19 protein-coding genes are annotated in these 23,478 nt (G+C 73.0%); 9 read left to right on the top strand and 10 right to left on the bottom strand.

The window, feature by feature from the left end:
* Positions 1 to 29 precede the first annotated feature (29 nt).
* The gene (gene map, locus ACZ52R_RS26965; RefSeq protein ID WP_465619131.1) at positions 30 to 797 is read right to left on the bottom strand and encodes a type I methionyl aminopeptidase; all 768 of its coding nucleotides are present in this window, start codon (positions 795 to 797) and stop codon (positions 30 to 32) included.
* A 214-nt stretch (positions 798 to 1,011) separates the two neighbouring features.
* On the opposite strand from map, the gene ACZ52R_RS26960 reads away from it, so the two are divergent.
* A complete protein-coding gene (locus tag ACZ52R_RS26960) occupies positions 1,012 to 1,527 on the top strand; it encodes an LppU/SCO3897 family protein (protein WP_465619129.1) in 516 nt (171 codons plus the stop codon).
* A gap of 70 nt (positions 1,528 to 1,597) precedes the next feature.
* Positions 1,598 to 1,876 carry a helix-turn-helix domain-containing protein gene (locus ACZ52R_RS26955; RefSeq protein WP_360491467.1) on the top strand — a complete coding sequence of 93 codons (279 nt, stop codon included), beginning with the start codon at positions 1,598 to 1,600 and terminating at the stop codon, positions 1,874 to 1,876.
* A 70-nt stretch (positions 1,877 to 1,946) separates the two neighbouring features.
* On the opposite strand, the gene ACZ52R_RS26950 is transcribed toward ACZ52R_RS26955, so the two are convergent.
* From ACZ52R_RS26950 to ACZ52R_RS26940, 3 genes are all read right to left on the bottom strand, one after another.
* Complete coding sequence (locus ACZ52R_RS26950) at positions 1,947 to 3,338, bottom strand: ABC transporter substrate-binding protein (RefSeq protein WP_465619126.1); 1,392 nt, start codon at positions 3,336 to 3,338, stop codon at positions 1,947 to 1,949.
* 109 nt (positions 3,339 to 3,447) lie between these two features.
* Positions 3,448 to 4,350: a carbohydrate ABC transporter permease gene (locus ACZ52R_RS26945; RefSeq protein ID WP_465619124.1), complete on the bottom strand. Its 903-nt coding sequence runs from the start codon at positions 4,348 to 4,350 to the stop codon at positions 3,448 to 3,450.
* Positions 4,347 to 5,267 carry a carbohydrate ABC transporter permease gene (locus ACZ52R_RS26940; RefSeq protein ID WP_465619122.1) on the bottom strand — a complete coding sequence of 307 codons (921 nt, stop codon included), beginning with the start codon at positions 5,265 to 5,267 and terminating at the stop codon, positions 4,347 to 4,349. The genes ACZ52R_RS26945 and ACZ52R_RS26940 overlap by 4 nt, the downstream gene beginning before the upstream one ends.
* 237 nt (positions 5,268 to 5,504) lie before the next feature.
* Here ACZ52R_RS26940 and ACZ52R_RS26935 point away from each other — a divergent pair, with 237 nt between their 5' ends.
* Positions 5,505 to 6,260, top strand: a complete 756-nt coding sequence (locus tag ACZ52R_RS26935) for an SMI1/KNR4 family protein (RefSeq protein ID WP_465663251.1) — start codon at positions 5,505 to 5,507, stop codon at positions 6,258 to 6,260.
* Positions 6,261 to 6,272: 12 nt separating this feature from the next.
* Here the strand turns inward: ACZ52R_RS26935 and ACZ52R_RS26930 are convergent, their stop codons facing one another.
* The 3 genes from ACZ52R_RS26930 to ACZ52R_RS26920 all read right to left on the bottom strand — a co-directional run bounded on the left by ACZ52R_RS26930 (position 6,273) and on the right by ACZ52R_RS26920 (position 9,259).
* Positions 6,273 to 7,034 carry an SDR family NAD(P)-dependent oxidoreductase gene (locus tag ACZ52R_RS26930; protein WP_465619118.1) on the bottom strand — a complete coding sequence of 254 codons (762 nt, stop codon included), beginning with the start codon at positions 7,032 to 7,034 and terminating at the stop codon, positions 6,273 to 6,275.
* Positions 7,031 to 8,572, bottom strand: coding sequence for an MFS transporter (locus ACZ52R_RS26925; protein ID WP_465754312.1), 1,542 nt, complete (start codon positions 8,570 to 8,572; stop codon positions 7,031 to 7,033). Before ACZ52R_RS26925 ends, ACZ52R_RS26930 begins: the two co-directional genes overlap by 4 nt.
* A gap of 99 nt (positions 8,573 to 8,671) precedes the next feature.
* Complete coding sequence (locus tag ACZ52R_RS26920) at positions 8,672 to 9,259, bottom strand: TetR/AcrR family transcriptional regulator (protein WP_465754311.1); 588 nt, start codon at positions 9,257 to 9,259, stop codon at positions 8,672 to 8,674.
* A 148-nt stretch (positions 9,260 to 9,407) separates the two neighbouring features.
* On the opposite strand from ACZ52R_RS26920, the gene ACZ52R_RS26915 reads away from it, so the two are divergent.
* Entirely contained in the window at positions 9,408 to 9,890 is a 483-nt protein-coding gene (locus tag ACZ52R_RS26915; RefSeq protein ID WP_465754310.1) for a DoxX family protein, read from the top strand.
* Positions 9,891 to 10,022: 132 nt separating this feature from the next.
* Here the strand turns inward: ACZ52R_RS26915 and ACZ52R_RS26910 are convergent, their stop codons facing one another.
* Positions 10,023 to 11,060 (bottom strand): translation initiation factor 2, encoded by a 1,038-nt coding sequence (locus ACZ52R_RS26910; RefSeq protein WP_360491494.1) that lies wholly within the window; start codon positions 11,058 to 11,060, stop codon positions 10,023 to 10,025.
* Between the two features lie 89 nt (positions 11,061 to 11,149).
* Here ACZ52R_RS26910 and ACZ52R_RS26905 point away from each other — a divergent pair, with 89 nt between their 5' ends.
* The gene (locus ACZ52R_RS26905) at positions 11,150 to 15,421 is read left to right on the top strand and encodes a hypothetical protein (RefSeq protein ID WP_465754309.1); all 4,272 of its coding nucleotides are present in this window, start codon (positions 11,150 to 11,152) and stop codon (positions 15,419 to 15,421) included.
* A 46-nt stretch (positions 15,422 to 15,467) separates the two neighbouring features.
* Positions 15,468 to 16,862 (top strand): lipase family alpha/beta hydrolase, encoded by a 1,395-nt coding sequence (locus ACZ52R_RS26900; protein WP_465663248.1) that lies wholly within the window; start codon positions 15,468 to 15,470, stop codon positions 16,860 to 16,862.
* Positions 16,863 to 16,920: 58 nt separating this feature from the next.
* Here ACZ52R_RS26900 and ACZ52R_RS26895 read toward each other — a convergent pair whose 3' ends face one another.
* A complete protein-coding gene (locus ACZ52R_RS26895; protein WP_360491503.1) occupies positions 16,921 to 17,217 on the bottom strand; it encodes an MTH1187 family thiamine-binding protein in 297 nt (98 codons plus the stop codon).
* Positions 17,218 to 17,299: 82 nt separating this feature from the next.
* The gene (locus tag ACZ52R_RS26890) at positions 17,300 to 18,790 is read right to left on the bottom strand and encodes a SulP family inorganic anion transporter (RefSeq protein ID WP_465663286.1); all 1,491 of its coding nucleotides are present in this window, start codon (positions 18,788 to 18,790) and stop codon (positions 17,300 to 17,302) included.
* 774 nt (positions 18,791 to 19,564) lie between these two features.
* Here ACZ52R_RS26890 and gcl point away from each other — a divergent pair.
* The 3 genes from gcl to ACZ52R_RS26875 all read left to right on the top strand — a co-directional run bounded on the left by gcl (position 19,565) and on the right by ACZ52R_RS26875 (position 23,448).
* A complete protein-coding gene (gene gcl, locus ACZ52R_RS26885; protein WP_465619242.1) occupies positions 19,565 to 21,337 on the top strand; it encodes a glyoxylate carboligase in 1,773 nt (590 codons plus the stop codon).
* A gap of 157 nt (positions 21,338 to 21,494) precedes the next feature.
* Positions 21,495 to 21,983 carry a glutathione peroxidase gene (locus ACZ52R_RS26880; RefSeq protein WP_360491506.1) on the top strand — a complete coding sequence of 163 codons (489 nt, stop codon included), beginning with the start codon at positions 21,495 to 21,497 and terminating at the stop codon, positions 21,981 to 21,983.
* Between the two features lie 247 nt (positions 21,984 to 22,230).
* Complete coding sequence (locus ACZ52R_RS26875; RefSeq protein ID WP_465754336.1) at positions 22,231 to 23,448, top strand: metallophosphoesterase; 1,218 nt, start codon at positions 22,231 to 22,233, stop codon at positions 23,446 to 23,448.
* Positions 23,449 to 23,478: the final 30 nt, after the last annotated feature.

Here is a 23,478-nt window from a genome sequence, read left to right as displayed (position 1 = left end):
TGTTCGACGCGGCGAGGGGTCGTGAGGACTCAGCGCAGGGTGAGGATGCGCGGGCCGTCCTCGGTGATGGCGACGGTGTGCTCGATGTGGGCGGCGCGCGTGCCGTCGGTGGTGCGCAGGGTCCAGCCGTCCGGGTCGGTGTCGTAGTCGTCCCGGCCGCCGGCGATCAGCATCGGCTCGATGGCCAGCACCAGGCCCGGCCGCAACGGGTAACCCCGGCCCGGGCGGCCGACGTTGGACACATGCGGGTCCTCGTGCATGCGGCGGCCGATGCCGTGCCCGCCGAAGCCCTCCGGCGTGCCGAACCGTCCGCCTCGGATGACGCGGCCGATGGCGTGGGAGATGTCGCCGGTCCGGTTGCCGACCACGGCGGCGGCGATGCCGGCGTCCAGGGCGCGCCGGGTGGCGTCGATCAGCGCGGTGTCCTCGGGGCGGGCGGTGCCGACGGTGAAGCTGACGGCGGAGTCGCCGGCCCAACCGTCCAGCACCGCACCGCAGTCGATGCTCACCAGGTCGCCGTCGCACAGCCGGTAGCCGTTCGGGATGCCGTGCACGACGGCGTCGTTGACGGAGGCGCAGATGACGGCGGGGAACGGGACGGGCGCGAAGGACGGACGGTAGCCGAGGAACGGCGAACTCGCCCCGGCCGCGTTCAGTACGCCCCGTGCGACCTCGTCCAGCTCCAGCAGGCTGACGCCGACTGCCGCCGTCTCCCGCACGGCGGCCAGCGCGTCCGCCACCACCCGCCCGGCCTCGCGCATCGCCTCGAGGGCGGCGTCCGACTTGATTTCGACCATGGTGAACCACTCCCCTGGATCCAATTCTTATACCGGTATTTGTATCACGGTCGATGGTGGACGAGCATCCACCCGGCACGTGCCGCGAGGAAGCCGGCGGCGGGGCGGGGCGGCGGCCGCAGACGGCCTGCCAGGGAATATGTGGCGATCGGGTGGCTCGCGATCCGCTAGTGTTCGGCCGCGCAATCCGATGATCTGACCATGAGGAACCCACGTGACGACCCCGCCGACCGCCCCCGTCGACGAGACCCCCCAGCCTGCCGAGCCGCTCCCCCAGCAGCCCGAGGGCGCCGAACTCCCCGCCCCGGCCGAGCTCCCCGCCCCCGCCGAGCCCTCGCGGCTCCGCCGGATCACCCGCCGCGTGGGAGGCCCGCTCCTCCTGGTCGCGCTGATCACGGGCGGCCTGATCGTCGCCAACTTCGCCAGCAAGTCCGAGCCGGAAGCCGCCCAGGCCGGGGACTGCGTGCACGACATCGGCCACGGTTCCAAGCCGAAGATGGAGCTCGTGACCTGCACCAAGCCCACCGCCGACTACAAGGTCACCAAGGTCGTCCACGACGGTGGCGCCCAGGCCGCGTGCGACTCCGAGGCGGATGACGTCTTCGGCTCCTACTCCGAGGAGCGCAACACCACCGTCGTCATCCTCTGCCTGGCCCTGAACCGCGACCGGCCGGGCGGCCCGGCCGACCTCCCCAACTGGCCCGCCGACTCCACCGCGCCGAAGCCCTAGGGTCCGTCTTCGAGCCCCCGTCGTCCGGCCACGGGCCGGAGTCCGAGCCACAGGCCCTAGACTCTGGGGCATGGTGAGGACTCCGCTGACCCCGTGGGAGCACGCGCGTGGGGAGCGCTTCGGGGCGCTGCTGCGCGAAGCGCGTGGTGAGCGCAGCATGGTCGAGGTGGCGGCGGTGGCCGGTGTCTCGGCGGAAACGCTGCGCAAGATCGAGACGGGGCGGGCGCCGACCCCGTCGTTCTTCACCATCGCGGCGCTGGCCTTCGCGCTCGACCTGTCGCTCGACGAGCTCGCCTCCGCCTGCGCGGTGCCGGCGGACGGCGAGCACGGCGAGGCGCTCTCGGCATGACGGACGACGGCCCGCCCGGCGCGTGGTGCGCGGGGCGGGCCGTCGTCCTGGCCGTGGCCTTGGTGCTGGTTCAGCCGACCGAGCTGTTGTAGCTCTCGATCGCCGGCTGCAGCTCCTTGGCCGCGTCGGCCAGCGCCTGCTGGGCCGACTTGCTGCCCGAGATGGCCTGCTCGATCGCGGTCTCCACGCCCTTGCGGGCCTGCGGCATCACGCCGAGCAGGCAGCCGGCGGTGGCCGGGGTGGGCTTGGTGGTCTTCAGCTGGTCGATCGCGGTCTGGAACTGCGGGTACTTGGCCACCCACTCCTTGTCCTTGGGGTCGTCCAGGGACTTCGTGTTGACCGGGAAGTAGCCGGTGCCGGTGTGCCAGACGGCCTGCTGCTCGGGAGCCGTCACGAACTTCTCGAACTCCCAGGCGGCGCGCTTCTCGGCGTCCGAGTGGCCGGGGCCGCTGATCCACAGCGAGGCGCCGCCGATCGCCGGGCCGCCCTGGTCGGCGGCGGTGACCTTCGGGAAGGCCGCGGTGCCGACGCCGAACTTCGCCGCCTCGGTGTAGCCGCGCAGCACGCCGGTGGACTCCAGGTGCATCGCGACGGTGCCGGCCTTGAAGGCGGCCTGGGCGTCGTCGGTGGTGCGGCCGGTGTTGGCCGCGTAGCCGCCCTTGACCAGGTCGGCCCACCACTGGACGATCCGGGCGCCCTGCGCGGAGTCGAACACGACCTTGCCGGCCTTGTTGCTGCGGCCGTTGTCGTTGTCGCAGTACATGGAGCCGGACTCGGCCAGCAGCTGCTCGACGAACCAGCCGTAGATGGCGGCGCCGAAACCGTAGCGGACGGTCTTGCCGTCGGCGTCCTTCTTGGTCAGCTTCTTCGCCAGCTCGCCCAGCTCGTTGAGGTCCTTGGGCGGCTGGGCCGGGTCGAGGCCGGCCTCCTTGAAGGCGTCGGTGTTCAGGTAGAGCAGCGGCATCGAGGAGTTGAACGGCATCGACTGGAGCTTGCCGCCGACCGAGTAGTAGTTGCGGATGTTGGCGTCCAGGTCGTCCAGCGCGTAGCCGTCCTTGTCGGCGAAGGCCTGGGCGGGGACGGTCTGCTTGGAGTCGATCATGAACCGGGTGCCGATGTCGTAGACCTGCACCAGGGCGGGCGTGCCCTTCTGCTGCACCGAGGCCTTGTACTTGGTGACCAGCTCGTCGTACTTGCCCTGGAACTGCGCCTTGACCTCGATCTTGCCCTGGTGCGCGGCGTTGAACTGGTCGACCAGCCCGGTGAGCACCTCGGCGTTCTTGCCGGTCATCGAGTGCCAGAACTCGACGCTGGTGACGCCGGAGGCCTGGTCGAGGGCCTGGGCGCCGGGCGCGGCGGCGTCGTTGGAGCCGCCGGAGCCGGAGCCACCGGAGGAACTGCAGGCGGTCAGGGACAGGCCGGCCACCAGCAGGGCCGCGAGCGCGCGTGCACTCTTCTTCACGAGGGTTCTCTCTCTGGTAGGAGGGGGCGCACGTCGACAGGACGGACGCGGGCAGGACGGACGCGGGCGGGACGGACGCGGGCAGGACGGACGTGCGCGGGACGGAGGGTCAGCGCACCGCGCCCGCGGTGAGGCCGCGGACGATGAAGCGCTGGCCGAAGACCACCAGGGCGAGGGTGGGCAGCAGGGAGAGCACGACGCCGGCCAGGATCAGCCCGGGGTCGGCCATCTCGGAGTCGCGCAGCGAGGTGAGGCCGATCTGCAGGGTCTGCATGTTCGCCGTGCGGGTGATGATCAGCGGCCAGAAGTACTGGTTCCAGGCGGAGAGGAAGACGTAGATCGACAGCGCCGCGAGCGCGGGCTTGTTGAGCGGGACGACGATCCGCCACAGGAACCGCCAGTGGCCGGCGCCGTCGATCCGGGCGGCGTCGCGCAGTTCGCCGGGCAGCTGGCGGAAGGCCTGGCGCAGCATGAAGGTGCCGAAGCCGGAGGCCAGGAAGGGTAGCACCAGGCCGAAGTAGGTGTTGCCGAGACCCCAGCCGGACAGCGTCAGGTAGTTGGGGATGATGATGGCCTCCCACGGGACCATCAGCGTCGCCAGGAACACCCCGAACACCGCGGCCCGGGCCTTCAGCGGCAGGAAGACGAAGGCGTACGCGGCCAGGATCGAGGTGAACAGCTGGGCGAGGGTGATGGCGGTGGCCACGATCGCCGAGTTGGCGTACTGGCGGGCCAGCGGGATCGCGTCCACGGCGCCGGAGAAGTTCCGTCCGGTGACCGAGTGCGGTACCAGCGCGGGCGGGTACGAGGAGAGTTCGGACGGGCCCATGAAGGCGCCGGCGATCGCGTAGTACACCGGGAAGGCCACGGTGACGACGGCGACGGCGAGCAGTAGGTAGACCGCGGCGCGGCCGAGCAGGTCGCGCGGGGAGCGCCCGGCGAGGGGGCGGGTGCGCGGGCGGGGCGCCTTCGACGCCTCGGGCGCCTCGGCTCCGGTGGCGATGGTGGTCATGCGTAGTGCACCTTCCGCTCCAGGACGCCGAACTGGACGGCCGTGCAGGCGAGGACGACCACGAGCAGCACCACGGCCTGGGCGCTCGCGGTGCCGAAGTCGCTGGAGCCGTAGGCGAAGGCCTTCTCGTAGACGGAGTAGACGAGGGTCCGGGTGGAGCCGTCCGGCCCGCCCTTGGTGAGGATGTGGATCTGGCCGAAGCTCTGCAGCGCGTGGACGGTGGAGACCACGGTCAGGAAGAACAGGTTCGGGCCGAGCATCGGGATGGTGATCGAGCGGGCCAGCCGCAGGCCCGACGCGCCGTCGATGCGGGCCGCCTCCACGATCTCGCCCGGGATCGAGCCGATGCCGGCGGACAGCACCAGCACGTTGTAGCCGAGGTTCATCCAGACCGTGGTGACGGCCACCGACACCAGCGCGTACCGGGAGTCGGTCAGCCAGCCGATCGGGCCGAGGCCGACGTGCGAGAGCAGGCCGTTGAGCACCCCGCTGGCCGGGTTGAAGAACACCGCGAAGACCACCGACGCGCTGGCCACCGAGAAGGCGAAGGGCAGCGCGAAGGCGGAGCGCAGCAGTCGCACGCCCCGGATCCGGTTCTCCAGGAGCAGCACCAGCGCCAGCGCGCCGAGCACCCCGGGCACCACGGTGAGCACGGTGAACAGCCCCGTGGTGACGAGGGTGCGGCGGAAGTCCGCCGAGGTCAGCAGGTCGGTGTAGTGCTTCGTCCCGACGAAGCGGGAGGGCGCGCCGAAGAGGTCGTTGGCGTGCCCGCTCAGGTAGATCGTCCGTCCCAGCGGGTAGCCGATGAAGAGGACGAAGACCACCAGGGAGGGCAGCAGGAAGGCCCAGGCGAGCCCGTGTTCTCCCCAGCGGCTTCGGCGGCCCACCCGGGGCGCGGTGTGCGGTGCGGTCGGCATGCGGTGCGCGTCCGCCTTTCGTGATGTCGGTTCCGGCCGAAACCGTGTCTTGCCCACACGACGCGGCGGGAACCTCGTGGTGATCAACGGGTGTCACCCGGATTACGCGTTCGCGTCAGATTCGGCCGGTCGTGCCCGGACGGGCTCCCGGACGGCGGTTGAGCGGTTCACCGCGTTGTCGGAGGGGTGTCGTACGGTGCGCGGGTGGACGAAACGGAATTCGACATACGGGCCGCAATGGCCGAAAGTTTGCGCTGCCGCGCGGGCTCCTGGGCACTCGTCAGGGGCTTCGCCGCGTACTGGGGCGAGCCACTCGGGCCGGACGACGGCTTCTCGGACGCCGAACTCGACGCCGCCGAACAGCGGCTGGGCCTGCGGCTGCCGACGGCGCTGCGCGAGGCGTACCGGCTGTTCGGCCGGCGGGCGGACCTGACCAGCAACCAGGACGTGCTGCTGACGCCGGACGAACTGTTCGTACTCGATGGGGCGCTGGTCTACCGGGCGGAGAACCAGGGCTGCGCGCACTGGGGCGTGCTGCTGACCGACCTCGAGCGGGAGGACGTCGAGCGGGAGGGCGTCGGCCACGAGCGGGAGGGCGTCGAGCAGGAGGGCGTCGGCCACGAGCAGGAGGGCGCCGACCGCGACAGCCTCGACCACAAGGACCCGCCGACGGTGATCCGGCCGGACCTCGCCGACAAGTCGGCGGAGCGGTGGGAGCCCTGGGAGGAGCGCTTCTCGACGGCGGCCGCGGTGATGGCGATGACGGAGAAGCTACTGGAGGACCACGAGCTGACCGACGTCATCGAGTCGGAGGACGAACTTCCCGCCGGTTTCCGCGAGTTGCCCGCACTCGGCCGGAACTGCCGCTGGTACCAGGGGCCGGACGTGCTGGTCGGGGTGGTCGAGGACGCCTGGATGACGGCCCGGGCACGCACCCCGCAGGCGCTGGAGGCGCTGTACGAGGCGGTGCCCGGGGACTGGCTGGGCGAGTAGGCCCGGCGGCGGTCAGGCGGTGGCGCCGCCGTCCAGCACCAGGTCGGCGCCGACGGTGTAGCCCGCCTCGGGCGAGGCGAGGTAGAGCACGGCGGCGGCGATCTCCTCGACCGCGCCGGCCCGGCCGAGCGGGACCTGGGCCTTCATCCGCTCACCCTTGTCGGCGGCGCTCTCGCCGGGGCGGGAGGACATGGGGGTGTCCACCGGGCCGGGGCTCACCAGGTTGATCCGCACGCCCTCGGCGATGTGGTCGAGGGCGGCGGCGCGGGTCAGTGCGGTGACGGCGGCCTTGCTGGCGGCGTAGGCGCCGATGCCGGCGATCCGCCGGTGGGCACCGACATTGGAGGAGACGTTGACGATCGCGCCGCCGCCGTGGGCCCGCAGGTGGCCGATCTGGTGCTGCATCGCGAGCAGCGTGCCGGTGACGTTGATGTCGATCACCCGCTGCCACTCGGCCTCGTCGATGTCGGCGACCGGGCCGAGGGCGCCGAGCACCCCGGCGTTGTTGACGGCGACGTCCAGCCCGCCGAACCGCTCGACCGTCTCGCGGACCAGCCGAGCGGCGTCCTCACTGTTCGTCACGTCGCCGGTCAGCGCGACCGCCTTGCCGCCGGCTTGCTCGATCAGCTCGACGGTCTCGGCGAGCGGGCCCGCGGAGCGGCCGGCGACCGCGACCCGGGCGCCCTCCTGGGCGAAGGCGAGCGCGATGGCCCGTCCGATGCCGCTGCCGCCACCGGTGACGAGGACGGACTTGTCGGCGAAACGCGTGGTCATGAGGTGAACTCCTTGATCCGAGTGGTGCGTTCTGACGCGGTGCTGGTTCGTTCCGGTGCGGTGGTGCTTGGCTCCGGTGCGGTGGTGCTTGGCTCCGGCGCGCTGGTGCTTGGCTCCGGCGCGGTGGTGCTTGGTTCCGGTCCGGTGGTGATGCGATCCGGTGCGGTGGTGCTTGGTTCCGGCGCGCTGGTGGTTCGGGACAGGGCGGCGACCGCGACGGCGGTGAGTGCCAGCCCGGCGGCGGCCGCCGCGAAGGCCGTGGCGTATCCGCCGACGACGCTCGCGCGGGTGGCGGCGAGCGCCATCAGGGCGGCCAACCCGGCGGTGGGGCCGAGCTCCATGGCCGTGTTGTACACGCCCGCGGCCAGGCCGGTCCGCTCGGGGGCCACCCCGCCGGTGGCGAGGACGGCCGCTCCGGCGAAGGCCGCGGCGGCTCCGGCGGGCAGCAGGAGCAGTCCGGGCAGCAGCCCGAGGGTGTACCCGCTGCCGGGAGCGAGGCCCGCGAGCAGGGCGAGTCCGGCACCCGCCACGGCGAGCCCGCCGGCGGTGACCGACGCCGGGCCGTACCGGACGGTCAGCGGGCCGGCCAGGCGGCCGGACAGCAGCAGGGCGGCCGCGTACGGCAGGAAGGCCGCGGAGGTGGCGGCGGCGCTCCAGCCGCGCTGCTGCTGGAGGTAAAGCGAGAGCAGGACGAAGGTCAGCGTGGTGCCGGCGGCGGTCACCATGACGGCGGCGAGCGCGACGGCGCGGCGCCGGTCGGCCAGGAAACCGGGCGGCAGCAGCGGGTCGGCGGTGCGGCGTTCGGCGGCGGCGAAGGCGAGCAGCAGGGCGAGTCCGGCGAGCAGTGGCCCGTACACCTCGGGGTCGGCCCAGCCGCGCTCGGTGGACGCGACCAGGGCGTAGCTCGCCGCGCAGACACCGGCGGTGGCGAGGGCCGCGCCGCGCAGGTCCAGGGCCGGGCGGCGCCCGGCGGGGGTGGCGGCGGGCAGCGTGCCGGAGCGGGCGAGTCCGGTGAGGGCGACCAGGACGGGCACCGCGAACAGCCAGCGCCAGGAGACCGCGGCGGCGACCGCGCCGGACAGCACACTGCCGACGGTGGCGCCGAGCACCGACAGGCCGCCCCAGGTGGCCATCGCCCGTCGGTAGGCGGCGGGTTCGGGGTGGAGGACGCGGACCACCGCGACCGCCGCCGGGGCGGTGAGGGCCGCGCCGGCGCCCTGGACGAGGCGGCTCGCGAGCAGGACGGGGTAGCCGGGCGCGAGGGCGCAGGCGATCGAGGCGGCGCCGAGCAGGAGCAGGCCCGCTCGGAGGATCCGGCGCCCGCCGTGACGGTCGGCCAGCCGACCGCCGAGGAGGAGCAGGGAGCTGAAGGTGAGCCCGTAGGAGGCGCTGAGCAGCAGCACTCCGGACGGGCCGAGCCCGAACTCCCGGGCCACCAGTGGCAGCGGAACGGTGAGGATCGTGATCGTGAAGATCAGCACCGCCTGTACGACGCCCAGCAGTGCGAATCCGAACCGACCCGCCGTAGCGGCACTCATGAGAACCCCCCTTCTCTATAAAGACCGTTCGGTCCAGATTATGGACAGCAGGGGACGCGACCGGTCAGGCCTCGGCCGCCGGTCGCCAGTCGCCGGCCGTCACCTCGGGTCCAGCAGCGTCAGCGCCTGCTCGGCGGCGTCCCCCACCCGGGCCGCGCCGTCGGCGGCCTTGCCCATCACCCGCATGCCCTGCATCAGCACCATCAGCATCCGGGCGAGCGCCCGGGGCTCCCGCCCGGCGGGCAGTTCGCCCTGCGCCTCGGCCCGCACCAGGGCGGCGGTCAGCACCGTCTCCAGGTGGGCGAGGCTGGCTCCCACCCGGCGGGCCGCCGAGGGGTCGTGCGGGGCGAGTTCGACGGCGGTGTTGATGACGAAGCAGCCGCGCTCCCGCCGACCCCCGGCCGACTCCGCCGCGTACCGCCGCACCAGCGCCCGGACGGCCGGCAGCACCGGACCGGGCTGGGACAGCTCCGCCAGCAGCACCGGGTCGGTCTGCTCGGCGTACCGCTCCAGCGCCCGCAGGTAGAGCTCGTGCTTACTGCCGAAGGTGGCGTAGATGCTGGCCCGGGCGATGCCGAGGCGCTCGACCAGGTCGGCCATCGAGGTGGCCTCGTAGCCGCGCTGCCAGAACAGCTCGAGGGCCGCCTGCAGTACCGCGTCCGGGTCGAATTCCTTCGTTCTGGCCATGTCGCACACCCTAGCCAGTTCAAGAATGATCGGTCAAGAAAAGCCGAGCTCCGACCCGCGCCGAACATCTGACAGGGCATTGCCAAGTGGACTAGACCAAGGCTAGCCTTACCGCCCCATCCCTCCTCCCCACAGGAGGCGTTCCGGCATGTCCGCACACTTCCCCACCACCCCCCGCCAGGCCGCCGGGGCCGCCAGACCCGTGGTGCTGACGGCCTTTCGGATCGTCGTCGGCCTGCTCTTCGCCTGCCACGGCGCCGCCTCGCTCTTCGGCGTCCTGGGCGGCGCCAAGGGCGGCGGCACCCTCCCGCTCGGCCAGTGGCCCGGCTGGTGGGCTGCCCTGATCCAACTCGTCGGCGGCGCCCTGGTCCTGCTCGGCGCCGGCACCCGGTCGGCCGCCCTGCTCTGCTCCGGCTCCATGGCCTACGCCTACTTCACCGTCCACCAGGAACACGCGCTGCTGCCGCTGCAGAACGGGGGCGAGGCCTCGGTCATGTTCTGCTGGGCGTTCCTCACCATCGCCGTGCTCGGCTCCGGCCCGTACGCCCTGGACCGCGCCCTGACCCGCCGCTCCGCCGCCGGCGCACCGGCCGAACCGGCCCCGGCCGAAGCCCCGAGCACCACGACCTGAGCCCAGCCCCGACGGTGCGGAAGTCACCCGCACGGGAGGACGACCGCCCCTGGTCCCGAGCCGCACAACCCCCCGGCGGCCGCGGCTGCTTTCGGCCGGCCGCGGCCCCGGCCGGCCGAGACGGCGCACCGATCAGGCGGGCCCGCTTGCTCCCCCCGTGTCGGCGAGTGCGGCCACGGCGCGGTCAATGGCCTTCTCCACCCCTATCCGCCCCTTGCCCGCGTCGCCGAGCCGCCGCGTCATCAGGCGGACCAGCCCGTGGTGGAACAGGGCCGGGCCGCAGGCCGTCCAACGGCCCCGGACCTCGGGACTGAGCATGAACGCCAGCACGTCGTCGGGCTCGGCCGGGACGAAGCGGAACTCGCTGTGCTCCCACTTGTCGTCGATGCCCCTGCTCCACCGGTCGCGCAGCTGCTCCTCGCTGAGATCCGGCAGCACGGCCAGGAAGAACGCGGCCCACTGGTGCAGCTCGGTGTCCATCGCAAAGGAGAGCAACTCCAGCTCGCAGCGGTCGTCCTCGTGGACGGCCAGCTCCTCACGCAGGGCACGGCGGGCGGCACCGAAGAGGTCGGGCACCCCGTCCTTGAGGTCGTGCCGCCCGGACAGCCCCTCGTTGGCCGAGGAGTTCCAGTTCCCGGCGTTCATGCCGACGGTCGCGCTGCGCCGGGAGAACAGCATCTTCTGGTCGCGGCCCGTCACGACGGCCACATTGGCGCCGAAGCTGGCGGAGAGGAAGCCGTTGACGAGGATGGGATCCTGGCCGTCCAGGTAGTGCTCCCGCAGCGTCCTTCCCGCGCCCTCGCCGTCCTCCAGGGCCCGATCCAGCTGCTGGGCGGCGAGGAAGGTGAAGTAGTCGGCCGACGAGAACCTGATCTCCACGATCGGGTCCTCGCGGTCGTCGCTGCGGGTGACGGCCACCGTCTCCACCGCGAACAGCGGATGGTTCCAGCGCCGGTCACGGCCCGCCACCGCACGGGTGCGCTGCTCGTCCTCGATCTCCTGGCGCCAGCGCCGCACCTCCTCCGGCACGAACACGGGATCGTCGGCCTCGTAGTAGATCCTGAGGTTCCGCTCGCTGATGGGCCGGGTGCCGTCCCCTTCGTAGACGTAACAGGTGGTGCGCAGTGGCCCGATACGGAAGTGCTCCCGGTCGTGCAAGGGTTCCCCCATCCGTCAATCCGCTTCTGATACATGACAGTTGCACACCGGTGTGACGAGCGGCAACATGATCTGCCACGGACGGGGGAGGTCGAGTGGGGATGGGCGGGGACCACGGCGAGGCCGTTGTGGTGTGCCTGGACACCTACGATCACCACCCGCACTTCGACCTGCCCGGCGCCCGCGAGCACGCCGAGGAGTTCCGCTCACTGGCGCGTCGGCTGGGCTTCACGACCGACGCCCCACCCGTCACGGGCACGAGGCACGAGGTCCTTCAGGGGCTGCGCCGCTTCGCGGCCTCGCCCGCCAGGCGGAAGATCCTCTACTGGATCGGTCACGGGATCAAGAAGGGCCGGAGCAGGGCGGTCGTCCTGCCCTGCCGGGACCTCGATCCGGACCAGTACGACGGCAGCCTGACCACCGAGGACATGGCCGAACTGCTCAGACAGGCGAGCGGCGACATCCTGGTGGTCCTCGACACCTGCCACGCCTCGGACGCCGCCCGCGAGGTGCACGCGGGCTTCTTCGACCGAGAGGACGACCACCTCGGCCCGCGGCCGGCCGCCAAGGGCTCACCCGACTTCCGCGGGGTGGGCGTCCTCGGCACGGTGCACGGCGACCAGCGGGCGCAGCTCGGCGCCTGGCTGAACGCGTTCCGCCGCGTCTGCGACGATCCCCGCTTCGAGTTCCGCGAGCGGCTGCTGTGGACGCCGTACGCCCAGGCACTGCACGCGTCCGAGGTGGTCGAGGCAGTCAGCAGTGTGCTCGCCGACGAGTTGGTGTTCCCGCAGTTCCACGGCGGCAGCAGGCTCGTCGGCCTGATCGTCAACCCGTACTACGACGCGCTCGCCCGGCCGTTGTCCACGGCTGCCCGGTCGCGTCGGCAGGAGCTGCTCGACGCCCACGTGCAGACGATGCTGCGCAGCCGCTTCACCGGGCTGCTCGTGGAGGACGACGCCGGCTTCTTCACCGGACGGCGGAACTACCTCGGCCGCCTCGTCGACTGGATCGGTTCACCCGGCCGCAACGGCGCGCTGATCGTCACCGGGGGCCCGGGCAGCGGCAAGTCGGCTCTACTCGCCCAGCTGGCCCTGATGACCATCGCGAACACCCCGCAGTTCAGAGGGCTTTCGCCGATCCGCCGACGGGCGATGCTCAGCGCCATCGACGCCGGCATCCAGTGCCGCGGCCGCAGCGCCCTCGAATGCGCGCGTGAGCTGGCCGAGGGCCTGCAACTCGAGGAACCCGGGGACGGCTGGCCGGATCTGCGGGCGCTGATGGACGCCCTGCTGACGAAGTGCCGTGACGCCGCGTCGACGACCTTCCTGGTCGACGGGCTCGACGAGACCGACCCGGCCCACCTGGACTCGCTCATCGTCGAGGTCCTGATCCCGCTCTCCCACGAGCCGACCGTCCGCGTCCTGATCGGCACGCGACCCCTGCCCGAAGGGGGTGCCGCCGCGCTCCTGGACGGCGCACTCAGGTTCGACCTCGACCGCGCGCCGGACCGGGACGACGACATCCTCGGCTATGTGCGCGCCCGCCTCGGCGGCCCGGAAGGGCCGTACCGCGACGCCGAGGGGACACTCGACGCGGTGTGCCGCGCCCTGGGCCACCGGAGCGCGGGCACCTTCCTGGTGGCGAAGCTGCACTGCTCCGCCCTGCTGCGGCTGAACCGGGCGGTGGGACCGGAGGACGAGGAGTTCCGGCAGGTGCTGGCCTCGGGACTGGACGAGGCCCTGGACCACGAGATCCGGGCGCTGGACACGGCCGCACCGGGCGCAACCTCCGCCGCCGGCTGGGCTCTTGGACTCCTGATCCCGCTGGCGCTCTCCTTCGGAGCCGGTCTGCCGGAGGACGACAGGATCTGGCTCCTGGCGGCCCGGGCGCTGGCCGAGGCGCGAGGAGAGAGCCACCACTACGAGGCCCACGACATCGTCGCGATGCGCAAGTTCGGCGGCGCGCACATCGTGGCGCACGGTGAGGCCGGCCAGCCGGTCTTCCGGCTGAACCACGAGGCGCTCGTCAGCCACGTGCTGCGCGCCGCCGGCCTCCCGGACGCCGAGACGCACGCCACGATGGCCGCGGTGCTCCACCAGGTCCACCACGAGCTGTACCGAGGCCGCGGCGCCACCAACTCCTACATCGCGCGGTACGCGGCCGCGCACGCCGCCCGGGCCGGTCGGCTGGCCGGTCTCCTCCAGGACGCCGAACTGCTCGTCCGGCTCGATCCCGAGCGGCTCGTGGCCCAACTCGACCAGCCCGGCGCGGCCGCCTCGGCGGAGGTGGACCTGTACCGGCCGATCGCCGAGGACCTGGCGCGCAGGTCGCCGGACGAACGCGCCGCCCTGCTGCAGGCGGAGGCCCTGCGTCAGCAGCCGGAACTCATGCCCTGGGCGCGTTCCGCCGCACACCTGCACTGGACGGACGAGTGGACCACCGCTGAGCGGTCCGCCCCCGAACGCAGCCTGGGCCTGCCGTTCGGAGACGTCCTCGTCGTGTCGGCAAGCCCGGACGGAGGACTCTACGCCGCCGCCGAACGCCTGTGGCACTGGAGCACCCTCGGTGGTCGGCCCGACCTCGTACGGGGCCACGTACCCGCCGCACTCGGCGCGGCGACCCCTCGGCTGACGGCACTGGCCGCTCCCTCCCACGAATGCGGGATCGCAGCGGTGGCGGCAGCCGCCGAACGCGTCCTGGTCTGGCCGCGGAGCGGGCCGGGACTCGTCCACATGCTCGGCTGGGCGGCGCCCATCAGCGCCGTCGCCGTGGGGATCGTGGCCGGCCGGGCGATCGTCGCGGCCGCTTTCGGCACCCATGTGGCCGTCTGGGACTGGCGGGAGGGCCGGCTTCGGCATCTCGGGTTCTGGCGGAGCCGGGTGGGCGAGGTGTACGCCACGGCCGTCACCACCGTCGGGGGCTCGCCCTGCCTGTTGGTCGGCGGCGAGCGGGGGGTGGTCGCCCTGGATCCGTGGGTCGGCGTGGGGCGCGGCGCGTTCGGCTCCGACGCCGGCCGGGTGGAATGCCTCGCCGTCACCACGGCGGGCGACCGTCCCTGGGTGGCCGCGGTCACCACGTCGAGCCCGCAGGTTCGCGTGTGGCGGCTCGACGAGGAGGGCCGGCAGCTGCGGGCGGAGTCCGTCTTCAGCGCCCGTCTCCGGCACCCCTCGGGAGCGACCGCCGCCCTGACCGACTCCACGAACCCGCTGCTCTTCGCGGTGGACGGCGGGCGGATCCGCCAGTGGGACGTGGCAGCCCGCCGTGAGCTCGCCCCGCTGACCGGACTCCGGTCGCGGCCGACCTCCGTCACGGTACTGCGCGGCCGGGTGGCCGTGGCCGACGGGAGCCGGGTACGGGTGTGGGAGCACGGGCCCGCCGCGGACGCGGGCTCCCCGAGCGGCCGCACGGGGCTGCCCGCACCGGGCCTGGAGCACGCCGGGGCCCTGGTGTGCACCGCTCCCGGCGAGGGTGCCGTGGTCGTCGCCGCCCGGGGAGCCGTGCGGGTGTGGGACCTGCGGGGGCGGGTCGTCCACGACGAGTCGGAGCTCGCCGCCTACAAGGCCGTGGATCTGCGCGCTGACACCTCGGGTGCGTTGTGGCTGGCGGCAGCCGGGCGGAGCACGGCGCACGGGCCCACCGTCGTGGTCCGCCGGCTCGGGGCCGGCGCGGCGACCGCCCTGCCCGTCGCGCCCGGTGAGGACGGCACGGTGAGGGCCGTGACTCTGGCCGCCCGCCGGGCCGTCCGGGTGTTCGCCGCCGACAACCGCCATGTCCGGCGCTGGGACGTACGGTCCGCCACGGCCCTGCCGCCCCTGCACGTGCCCAACGACATGGTGCGCAGCCTCTCCTTCGTCGAGTCGCCGCTGGGCCGCTCCTTCCTGATCGCCGGTGCGGGCGACACCGTGTGGTTGTGGGACGGGGAGGAGCCCGGCACCCCGGTGCCGCTGAGGCCGTCGGACCGTGCACCCGTCCGCGCCCTGTCCGGCACGCACGACGACAACGGGCGCAGGCATGTCGCCGTGGCGACGGACAAGGGTGTCTTCGTCGCACAGCCGGCGGCACTGGAGGCGGCGCGCGGCGCCGTGGAACTGCGCCCGTTGAGCACGACGGTGACGGCGGTGCGTTCCCTGGTCTGCCGGAGCCTGCCGGGCAACCGCGTGGTGGTCCTGGCCGCCGACGCCTCGCACGTGCTGCACCTGTGGGACGTGCACGCGGATCGGCCCGCGCCGGGCGTACCCGATCGCGGCTTCGCCGTCTACCAGGTGATGGCACAGGCCGCGCCGGGGGGATCCGAGCTCGTCGTGGCGTCCGTGGGCCTGGAACGCATGGACGTCCTGACGGTGTCCCCGCCCGGCGGCGCCGTTCCGGCCTGAACGTCGGCACCGACAGCGAACCGGCGAAGTGAAGGAGGATCAGCAGGTGGCACACGATCTTGTGGTGTTCGTCCCCGGGGTGATGGGAAGCGTTCTGCGCGACGGAGACGGTCGCGACGTGTGGAACCTGTCGTTCGGCGTCGGCGGCAGACTGGCCCTGGGCGCCGAACGGTTCTTCGAACGTCTGACACTGCCTCCCGGACTGGGCGACGAGGCGCCCGACGGGCCGTACGCCTTGACGCCCGCCGGCCTGTTGCGGGAACCGCGCATCTACCCGGGGCTGCTGCCCCACGTGGCGTACCGGGAGCTGGCCCGGCACCTGGGGGAGCTGGCCGAGGGGCGGGTCGCCGTGTTCCCCTACGACTGGCGGCTGTCCAACCGGCACTCCGCGGCCCTGCTGAAGGAGTTCACCGGCCGCGAACTCGCGCGGTGGCGCGAGGAACGACGGGCGGCGGGCGACGAGGAGGAACCCCGCGTGGTCTTCGTCTGCCATTCCATGGGGGGCCTGGTCACCCGCTACTACCTCGAGGTACTGGGCGGGCGGGAGACCGCCCGGTCACTGGTGACCATCGGAACGCCGTACTCGGGTGCGGTGAAAGCCGTACGGATCCTCACCGGGACCCTGTCCGGCAGGAAGCTCCTCGGGATCGGGACCAGGCTGCGCGAAGCCCTCGTGACAGCTGCCCGCACCATGCCGTCCGTCCACCAACTCCTGCCCACCTACCAGTGCGTGACGGACCACGCCTCGGGGACGCGGCTGAACGCGGTGCCCCTTCCCGACCTCGACAGCGCCATAGTCGACGACGCCTTCGCCTTCCGCCGCGAGCTGGACGAGGCGGTGCGCCGGAACGCCGCGGCCGACCTGATGGCGGGCCGCCCCGCCGCGTACCGGGTGTTCGCCTCGGGTGGCAAGGGGGAGCCGACCGACGTCGCGCTCGGCGTGAGCGGGGGGACCGTCACCTACGCGGACCGCTTCGGGGACCAGGACCGCTGGCAGGGGGACGGCACCGTGCCGTGCCTGTCGGCCACGCCACCCGAGTGGGAGGACGCCGCCCGGGTCGACTGGTTCCGTCTCGGGCACACGGCCCTGCCCAATGACGCCATGCTCCACCGCCAGCTGTACGACCGATACGAAGCGCTGGACCACCGCCCGTACCAGACACTCGGCACCGGGTTCGGCATCGACGTCCCGGAGGCTGTGGCCGCCGGCACCCCGCTGCCGGTGACCGCGGTGTCCGAGGACCCCGGCCTCCTCCTGGAGGCCCGCCTCGTCTCGGCGGCCGGCGGGGAGACCGTCGAGCGGCGGCGGCTGCGCCCCGACGGCGACGGCGGCTACAGTGCCACCTTCTCGCCCCCGCCGGGCGTGTGGACGGTGGAGGCGAAGGCCGCGCAGGCCACTGGCATCCCCGTGCAGCGGGAAGCAGTGCTGGTCCTGGACTGAGGCCGCTCCCGCGTGGTGCCCGGCGCCGGCCGGAGCCGGTCGCCGAACGGGGCACGCGCTAACCCTCGGCGAGGTGGCGTTCCACGGAGGCGACCTTGGCGGTGAGGCCGTCGGTGACCCCGGCCCGGTCGTCGATCTTGATGACCGTGCTCACCCGGTTGCTGTGGGCCTTCACCGCCTCGATCGCCTCCCGGATCACCGGCATCACCTCGTCCCACTCGCCCTCGATGCTGGTGAACATCGCGTCCGTCCGGTTCGGGAGCCCGCTCGCGCGGACCACCCGGACGGCGGCGGCGACCGCCTCCCCCACGTCCTCGCCGATCCCCAGCGGGGTCACCGAAAAGGCTGCGATCACGGCTCTGCGCTCCTTGTGTCGACGGCACTGGTCGCCGGTTCGGACCCTCCCGAACCGGCGACCAGGCTAGCCGGACAGCCCGTCAGGCCACCGAAGGCAGCGGCGGTTCGACGGCCAGCGGTGCGGTGGAGCGGGCCCGGTGCTGGGCGGCCCAGGAGGTGAGGGCGACCGTGCAGGCGTGGTCCAGGTGGCGCAGCCCGGACCAGTCCAGCTCGACCGGCCGGTCGTCCGGCAGCCGTTCCAGGGTGTCCAGCAGCCGGGGCAGCCGCAGGAAGGTGGCGTTGCCGCTCAGCCGGACCCGGTGCAGCGCCTGGCCGCTCGGCAGCACCAGTTCCTCCACCGCGATCTGCAGGTGGGAGGTCTGCCAGGCGGACTTGACCACCGCCAGGCCGATGCCGATCAGCACCCCCTCGAACAGGTCGGTGGCGATGATCGAGACCGCCGTCACCACGAGCACCAGCGCCTCGCCCCGGTGGCCGCGCCAGAGCGCGACGATCCGGCGCAGCGGCACGAGCTTGGCGCCGGCGTGGACGAGCACGGCGGCGAGCGCGGTGAGCGGGACGAGCCCGAGCGCACCGGGCAGCAGCGCGGTGAACAGCAGCAGCCAGCAGCCGTGCAGGAAACGGGAGGCCTTGGTCTTGGCGCCGGCCTGGACATTGGTGGCGCTGCGGACGATCACCGCGGTCATCGGCAGCGCGCCGAGCAGGCCGCAGACGGTGTTGCCGACGCCCTGGGCGGTGAGTTCGCGGTCGTAGTCGGTGCGCGGGCCGTGGTGCATCCGGTCGACGGCGGCGGCGCTGAACAGCGTCTCGGCGGAGGCGATCAGGGTGAAGGCGACGACCGTGCCGATGCCGGCGGTGCCGGCCAGCGCGCCCAGGGAGTCACGGTCGGGCAGCCGGACGACGTCGAGCAGGCCGGCCACCCGGATCCGGGCGACCGGCAGGTCGGCGGCGGCGGTGACGGCGGCGGCGAGGCCGACGGCGGCCAGCGGCGCGGGGACGGCGCGGGCGACCCGCTCCGGCAGGTACCTCCAGCCGACCAGCACCAGCAGGGTGCCGAGGCCGAGGGCGACCGCGCTCGGTTCGGCCGCGGCGGTGATGACGTCCTTCAGCAGGCCGGGCAGTCCGGCGATCTTCTCCGGTCCGGTGGCGGGGGAGCGGCGGTCGGCGAGCGCGTAGAGCTGGCCGAACACCAGGGTCAGTCCGATGCCGGCCAGCATGCCGTGCACCACCGAGGCGGACATCGCCCGGAACCAGCGGCCGAGCCGCAGGGCGCCCATCGCCAGCTGGAGCAGGCCGGTGCCGAGCACCAGCAGGCCGAGGGCGCCGGTGCCGTACTGCCGGACGGCGTCGGCGACCAGGACGGTCAGCCCGGCGGCGGGCCCGCTGACCTGGAGGCTGCTGCCGGGCAGGGCGCCGACCACCAGGCCGCCGACGATGCCGGTGACCAGGCCGAGCTCGGCCGGGACGCCGGAGGCGACGGCCACTCCGACGCAGAGCGGGAGGGCGACCAGGAACACCACCAGCGAGGCGGGCAGGTCCCGGCGCCAGGGCACGGCGCGCAGCGCGGCGATCGAGAGCCGGGTCCGGCCCGGCGGGGCGTTCTTCCGGGGGCGGCCCGGCGGGCTCTCGCTCCGGTGCGGCGGTCGGTTCACCCGGTCACCGCCGGGGGTCGGGCAGGGGTACAGCAGCGCATGGGGACGTTCCTTCCGCGCGCCCGCCGCTGCGGGCACGCCGGTTGCCGTGCGGGAGAAAGGTGCCGTGCGGGAGAAAGGTGCCGTGCGGGAGCAGGTCTCAGCAGAAGAAGGCCGCAGCGGTTGGTCGCAGCGGGAGACGAGGGAAGGCGGGAGAGGAAGGGCGGAGGACCACGGTGCGGCCGGGGGGTGCGTCCCTCGCTCGGGTGCGGCGGACCGGGCGCGCTGGTCCTGGACGGGGCCGCCGGCGGACTTCCCCCGCTCCCCGGCGCTCCCGAACCCCCCTGCCGCGGCCTCAGTTGGACGTCACGGGCCCGGCGTGCCACCGACGGTACCCAGGGGGTCGGGGCGGACCCACCTCGGTCACCGCCCCTTCACGTGAGCTGCACACCGGGCACGCTTTCCCGCGCGGAACGATCGCTTCCCTCCGTACGCCCGCACGATCGTCGCCCGTTCGTACGGAATCTTCCTGGTCGACCCGCCAATTCCCCTCGGGCGCGGACTGACACATTCTGTTGAAGCCCCCTTGACGCCCCGACGAGGCCCGCCCTACCTTGTTTCCACATACAGAAACCGCTCTTCCGTATGGTGGAATTCAGGAGATGAGCCCTCCGAGCCACTGCGGGCCGACGCAGGAGAAACCCGATGCCTCGTATGACAGCCGCCCGCGCGGCCGTGGAGATCCTCAAGCTCGAAGGCGTTGAGGTCGCGTTCGGCGTGCCCGGTGCCGCCATCAACCCGTTCTACGCCGCCCTCCAGGCCTCCGGCGGGATCCGGCACACGCTCGCCCGGCACGTCGAGGGCGCCTCCCACATGGCCGAGGGCTACACCCGTGCCAAGGCCGGCAACATCGGAGTCTGCATCGGCACCTCCGGCCCGGCCGGCACCGACATGATCACCGGCCTGTACTCGGCGATCGCCGACTCCATCCCGATCCTGTGCATCACCGGCCAGGCGCCCGTCGCCCGGCTGCACAAGGAGGACTTCCAGGCCGTCGACATCGCCTCGATCGCCAAGCCGGTCACCAAGGCCGCGACCACCGTGCTGGAGGCCGCGCAGGTCCCCGGCATGTTCCAGCAGGCCTTCCACCTGATGCGCTCCGGGCGCCCCGGCCCGGTCCTGATCGACCTGCCGATCGACGTCCAGCTGACCGAGATCGACTTCGACCCCGAGGCCTACCAACCGCTCCCGGTCTACAAGCCGACCGCCAACCGCATCCAGATCGAGAAGGCCATCGCGCTGCTCCAGGAGTCGGAGCGCCCGCTGATCGTGGCCGGCGGCGGCGTCATCAACGCCGACGCCTCCGCGCTGCTGCTGGAGTTCGCCGAACTCACCGGCGTCCCGGTGATCCCGACCCTGATGGGCTGGGGCATCGTCCCGGACGACCACGAGCTGAACGCCGGCATGGTCGGCCTGCAGACCTCGCACCGCTACGGCAACGAGAACTTCCTCGCCTCCGACTTCGTCCTCGGCATCGGCAACCGCTGGGCCAACCGCCACACCGGCGGCCTGGACGTCTACACCGCGGGCCGCAAGTTCGTCCACGTCGACGTCGAGCCCACCCAGATCGGCAAGATCTTCGCCCCGGACCTCGGCATCGCCTCCGACGCCAAGGCCGCGCTGGAGCTCTTCGTCCAGGTCGCCGAGGAGCTCAAGGCCGCCGGGCAGCTCAAGGACCGCGGCGCGTGGGCCGCCTCCACCCAGGAGCGCAAGGCCACGCTGCAGCGCCGCACCCACTTCGACAACGTGCCGCTCAAGCCGCAGCGCGTCTACGAGGAGATGAACCGGGCCTTCGGGCCGGAGACCCGCTACGTCACCACCATCGGCCTCTCCCAGATCGCCGGCGCGCAGATGCTGCACGTCTACAAGCCGCGGCACTGGATCAACTGCGGCCAGGCCGGCCCGCTCGGCTGGACCATCCCGGCCGCGCTGGGCGTCGCCACCGCCGACCCCGAGGGCCAGGTCGTCGCGCTCTCCGGCGACTACGACTTCCAGTTCATGATCGAGGAGCTGGCGGTCGGCGCCCAGCACCGGATCCCGTACGTCCACGTGCTGGTCAACAACTCCTACCTGGGCCTGATCCGCCAGGCGCAGCGCAACTTCGACATCGACTTCCAGGTCAAGCTGGAGTTCGAGAACATCAACGCGCCGGAGCTGGGCGTCTACGGCGTGGACCACGTCAAGGTCGCCGAGGGCCTGGGCTGCAAGGCGATCCGGGTCACCGAGCCGGAGGGCCTGCTGCCCGCGTTCGAGGAGGCCAAGAAGCTGGCCGCCGAGTTCCGCGTCCCGGTCGTGGTCGAGGCGATCCTGGAGCGGGTCACCAACATCTCGATGAGCGGCAGCGACATCGACAAGGTCAACGAGTTCGAGGAGCTCGCCACCCTCCCGGAGCACGCGCCGACGGCCGTCAAGCCGCTCGCGCTCTGACGTAGCGCTCCGACCTGTCGCGAGGGGGCGTACGAGCCGCTCCGTACGCCCCCTCGCGCCCGGAACACCGGCGGCGCCGGCACGGTTGACCCGTCCGGGGCCGCTACCGTGTGCCCGGGCGCGAATCCGCTGCCGACCTGCCGAAAGGACCACCACCGTGAGCCTGTACGACATCCCGCTGCGCACCCTCGCCGGCGAGCCCACCTCGCTGGCCGACCACAAGGGCAAGGCCCTGCTGATCGTCAACGTGGCGTCCAAGTGCGGCCTGACCCCGCAGTACGCCGGGCTGGAGCGCCTCCAGGAGCGCTACGCCGCGCGCGGCTTCACCGTGCTGGGCTTCCCCTGCAACCAGTTCGCCGGGCAGGAGCCGGGCAGCGCCGAGGAGATCCAGACCTTCTGCTCCACCACGTACGGCGTGAGCTTCCCGCTGTTCGAGAAGATCGACGTCAACGGCGAGGACCGGCACCCGCTGTACCAGCAGCTCACCCAGGTCGCCGACGCCGAGGGCCAGGCCGGGGACGTCTCCTGGAACTTCGAGAAGTTCCTGATCTCCCCGGACGGCACCGTGGCCGCCCGGATCCGGCCGCGGGTCGAGCCGGAGGCGGCGGAGCTCATCGCCGCCCTCGAGGCCGTCCTCCCCGCCTGACCACCCACCCGCCGAAGGCCCGGGGCAACCGCCCCGGGCCTTCGGCGTCCCCGCACACCTGCCGGACGTGCCCCGGGCAGGTCCGGCGTTGACGGTGCCGGCCCCTGGCAGGGGCGGCGGCCGGGCCCTGGCGGATGATGGGGGCGAGGGTGGCGCGGCGGATGTGAGGGCGGTAGCGGTGACGACAGGGGAATCCATGAAATCGGGAGCGGAATTCCGGTCCGCGGACGGGGGTGCGGAGGCCGCGATGGCCGGCGCCCGGCCCGAGGTCGGGAGTGTCGGGGAGGCACCGCGCCGGGGCGCGCGGCGGCGGGGGACGGCCGGGCGGCTGGGCGTCCTCGTGCTCGTGCTCGTGGTGCTGTGCCTTCCGCCGTGGTGGACGCTGTTCGCCGCCGGCGCAGGCTGGCCGCTCCCGGTGTTCGTCGGCGGCACAGTCGTCCTCGCCGCCTGGATGGTCGCCTTCCCCTTCCTGATGATCGCGGGCCACGGGGCGCGGCAGTCCGACCGGGCCGCGCGGGTCGCCGACACCAGCCTCGGGGTGGTCTGGGTGCTGTTCACCTGGTCGGCCCTGGGCGGTCTGGCGGACCTCGTGCTGGGCGGTCTCGACGTCGGCGGCGCCGACCGGGCCAGAGCCGTGGCCGTGGCCGTGGCGGTGGTCTCCGCGGGGCTGCTGGGCTGGGGGCACTACGAGGCGATGCGCGTGCCCCGGGTGAAGCGGCTGGACGTCCACCTCCCGCGGCTCGGCGCCGGTCTGGACGGGACGCGGGTCGTGGTGCTGGCCGACACCCACTACGGGCCGATCGACCGGTCGGACTGGTCGGCACGGGTCACCGAGGTGGTCAACGGGCTCGACGCGGACGTCGTGGTCCACGCCGGCGACATCGCCGACGGCACGCCCGCCCGGCGCCGGCAGCAGTCCGCGCCGCTGGGGGCGGTCCGGTCGCGGCTGGCCAGGGTCTACGTCACGGGGAACCACGAGTACGGCAGCGAGGCCCAGGGCTGGCTGGATCGCATGGCGGACCTGGGCTGGGAGCCGCTGCACAACCGTCACGTCGTGGTGGAACGGGGCGGGGACACCCTCGTGCTCGCCGGGGTCGACGACGTGACCGCGGCGTCCTCCGGCCTGGCCGGGCACCGCGCGAACCTGCTCGGCGCGCTGGCGGGGGCCGACCCGGACCGGCCGGTCGTGCTCGTCGCCCACCAGCCCAAGTACGTCCCGCAGGCGGCGGCCGCCGGGATCGACCTGCAGGTCTCCGGGCACACCCACGGCGGCCAGATCTGGCCGTTCAACCTCCTCGTCCGGATCGACCAGCCGGTGGTGCACGGCCTGAGCCGGCACGGGGAGCGGACCCAGCTGTACACCAGCCGCGGCACCGGCTTCTGGGGGCCGCCCTTCCGGGTCTTCGCCCCGAGCGAGATCACCCTGCTCACCCTGCGCTCGGGCGGCCCGTCGACCACCGGATGACGTACCGGGCCCCGCGCCCCGGGCCCCAGG

The organism is Kitasatospora sp. NPDC034023, from assembly GCF_055575795.1.
The sequence above is the reverse complement of the archived record's forward strand: the minus strand, read 5'-3'. Positions and strand labels throughout refer to the sequence as shown.

Excerpts from the sequence above, each read along its gene's own strand:
- ACZ52R_RS26905 (WP_465754309.1), top strand. The coding sequence starts at position 11,150 with ATGGGCGGGGACCACGGCGAGGCCGTTGTGGTGTGCCTGGACACCTAC.
- map (WP_465619131.1), bottom strand. The coding sequence starts at position 797 with ATGGTCGAAATCAAGTCGGACGCCGCCCTCGAGGCGATGCGCGAGGCC.
- ACZ52R_RS26945 (WP_465619124.1), bottom strand. The coding sequence starts at position 4,350 with ATGACCACCATCGCCACCGGAGCCGAGGCGCCCGAGGCGTCGAAGGCG.
- ACZ52R_RS26925 (WP_465754312.1), bottom strand. The coding sequence starts at position 8,572 with ATGAGTGCCGCTACGGCGGGTCGGTTCGGATTCGCACTGCTGGGCGTC.
- ACZ52R_RS26875 (WP_465754336.1), top strand. The coding sequence starts at position 22,231 with ATGGCCGGCGCCCGGCCCGAGGTCGGGAGTGTCGGGGAGGCACCGCGC.
- ACZ52R_RS26940 (WP_465619122.1), bottom strand. The coding sequence starts at position 5,267 with ATGCCGACCGCACCGCACACCGCGCCCCGGGTGGGCCGCCGAAGCCGC.
- ACZ52R_RS26910 (WP_360491494.1), bottom strand. The coding sequence starts at position 11,060 with ATGGGGGAACCCTTGCACGACCGGGAGCACTTCCGTATCGGGCCACTG.
- ACZ52R_RS26920 (WP_465754311.1), bottom strand. The coding sequence starts at position 9,259 with ATGGCCAGAACGAAGGAATTCGACCCGGACGCGGTACTGCAGGCGGCC.
- gcl (WP_465619242.1), top strand. The coding sequence starts at position 19,565 with ATGACAGCCGCCCGCGCGGCCGTGGAGATCCTCAAGCTCGAAGGCGTT.
- ACZ52R_RS26935 (WP_465663251.1), top strand. The coding sequence starts at position 5,505 with ATGGCCGAAAGTTTGCGCTGCCGCGCGGGCTCCTGGGCACTCGTCAGG.
- ACZ52R_RS26930 (WP_465619118.1), bottom strand. The coding sequence starts at position 7,034 with ATGACCACGCGTTTCGCCGACAAGTCCGTCCTCGTCACCGGTGGCGGC.
- ACZ52R_RS26955 (WP_360491467.1), top strand. The coding sequence starts at position 1,598 with ATGGTGAGGACTCCGCTGACCCCGTGGGAGCACGCGCGTGGGGAGCGC.
- ACZ52R_RS26915 (WP_465754310.1), top strand. The coding sequence starts at position 9,408 with ATGTCCGCACACTTCCCCACCACCCCCCGCCAGGCCGCCGGGGCCGCC.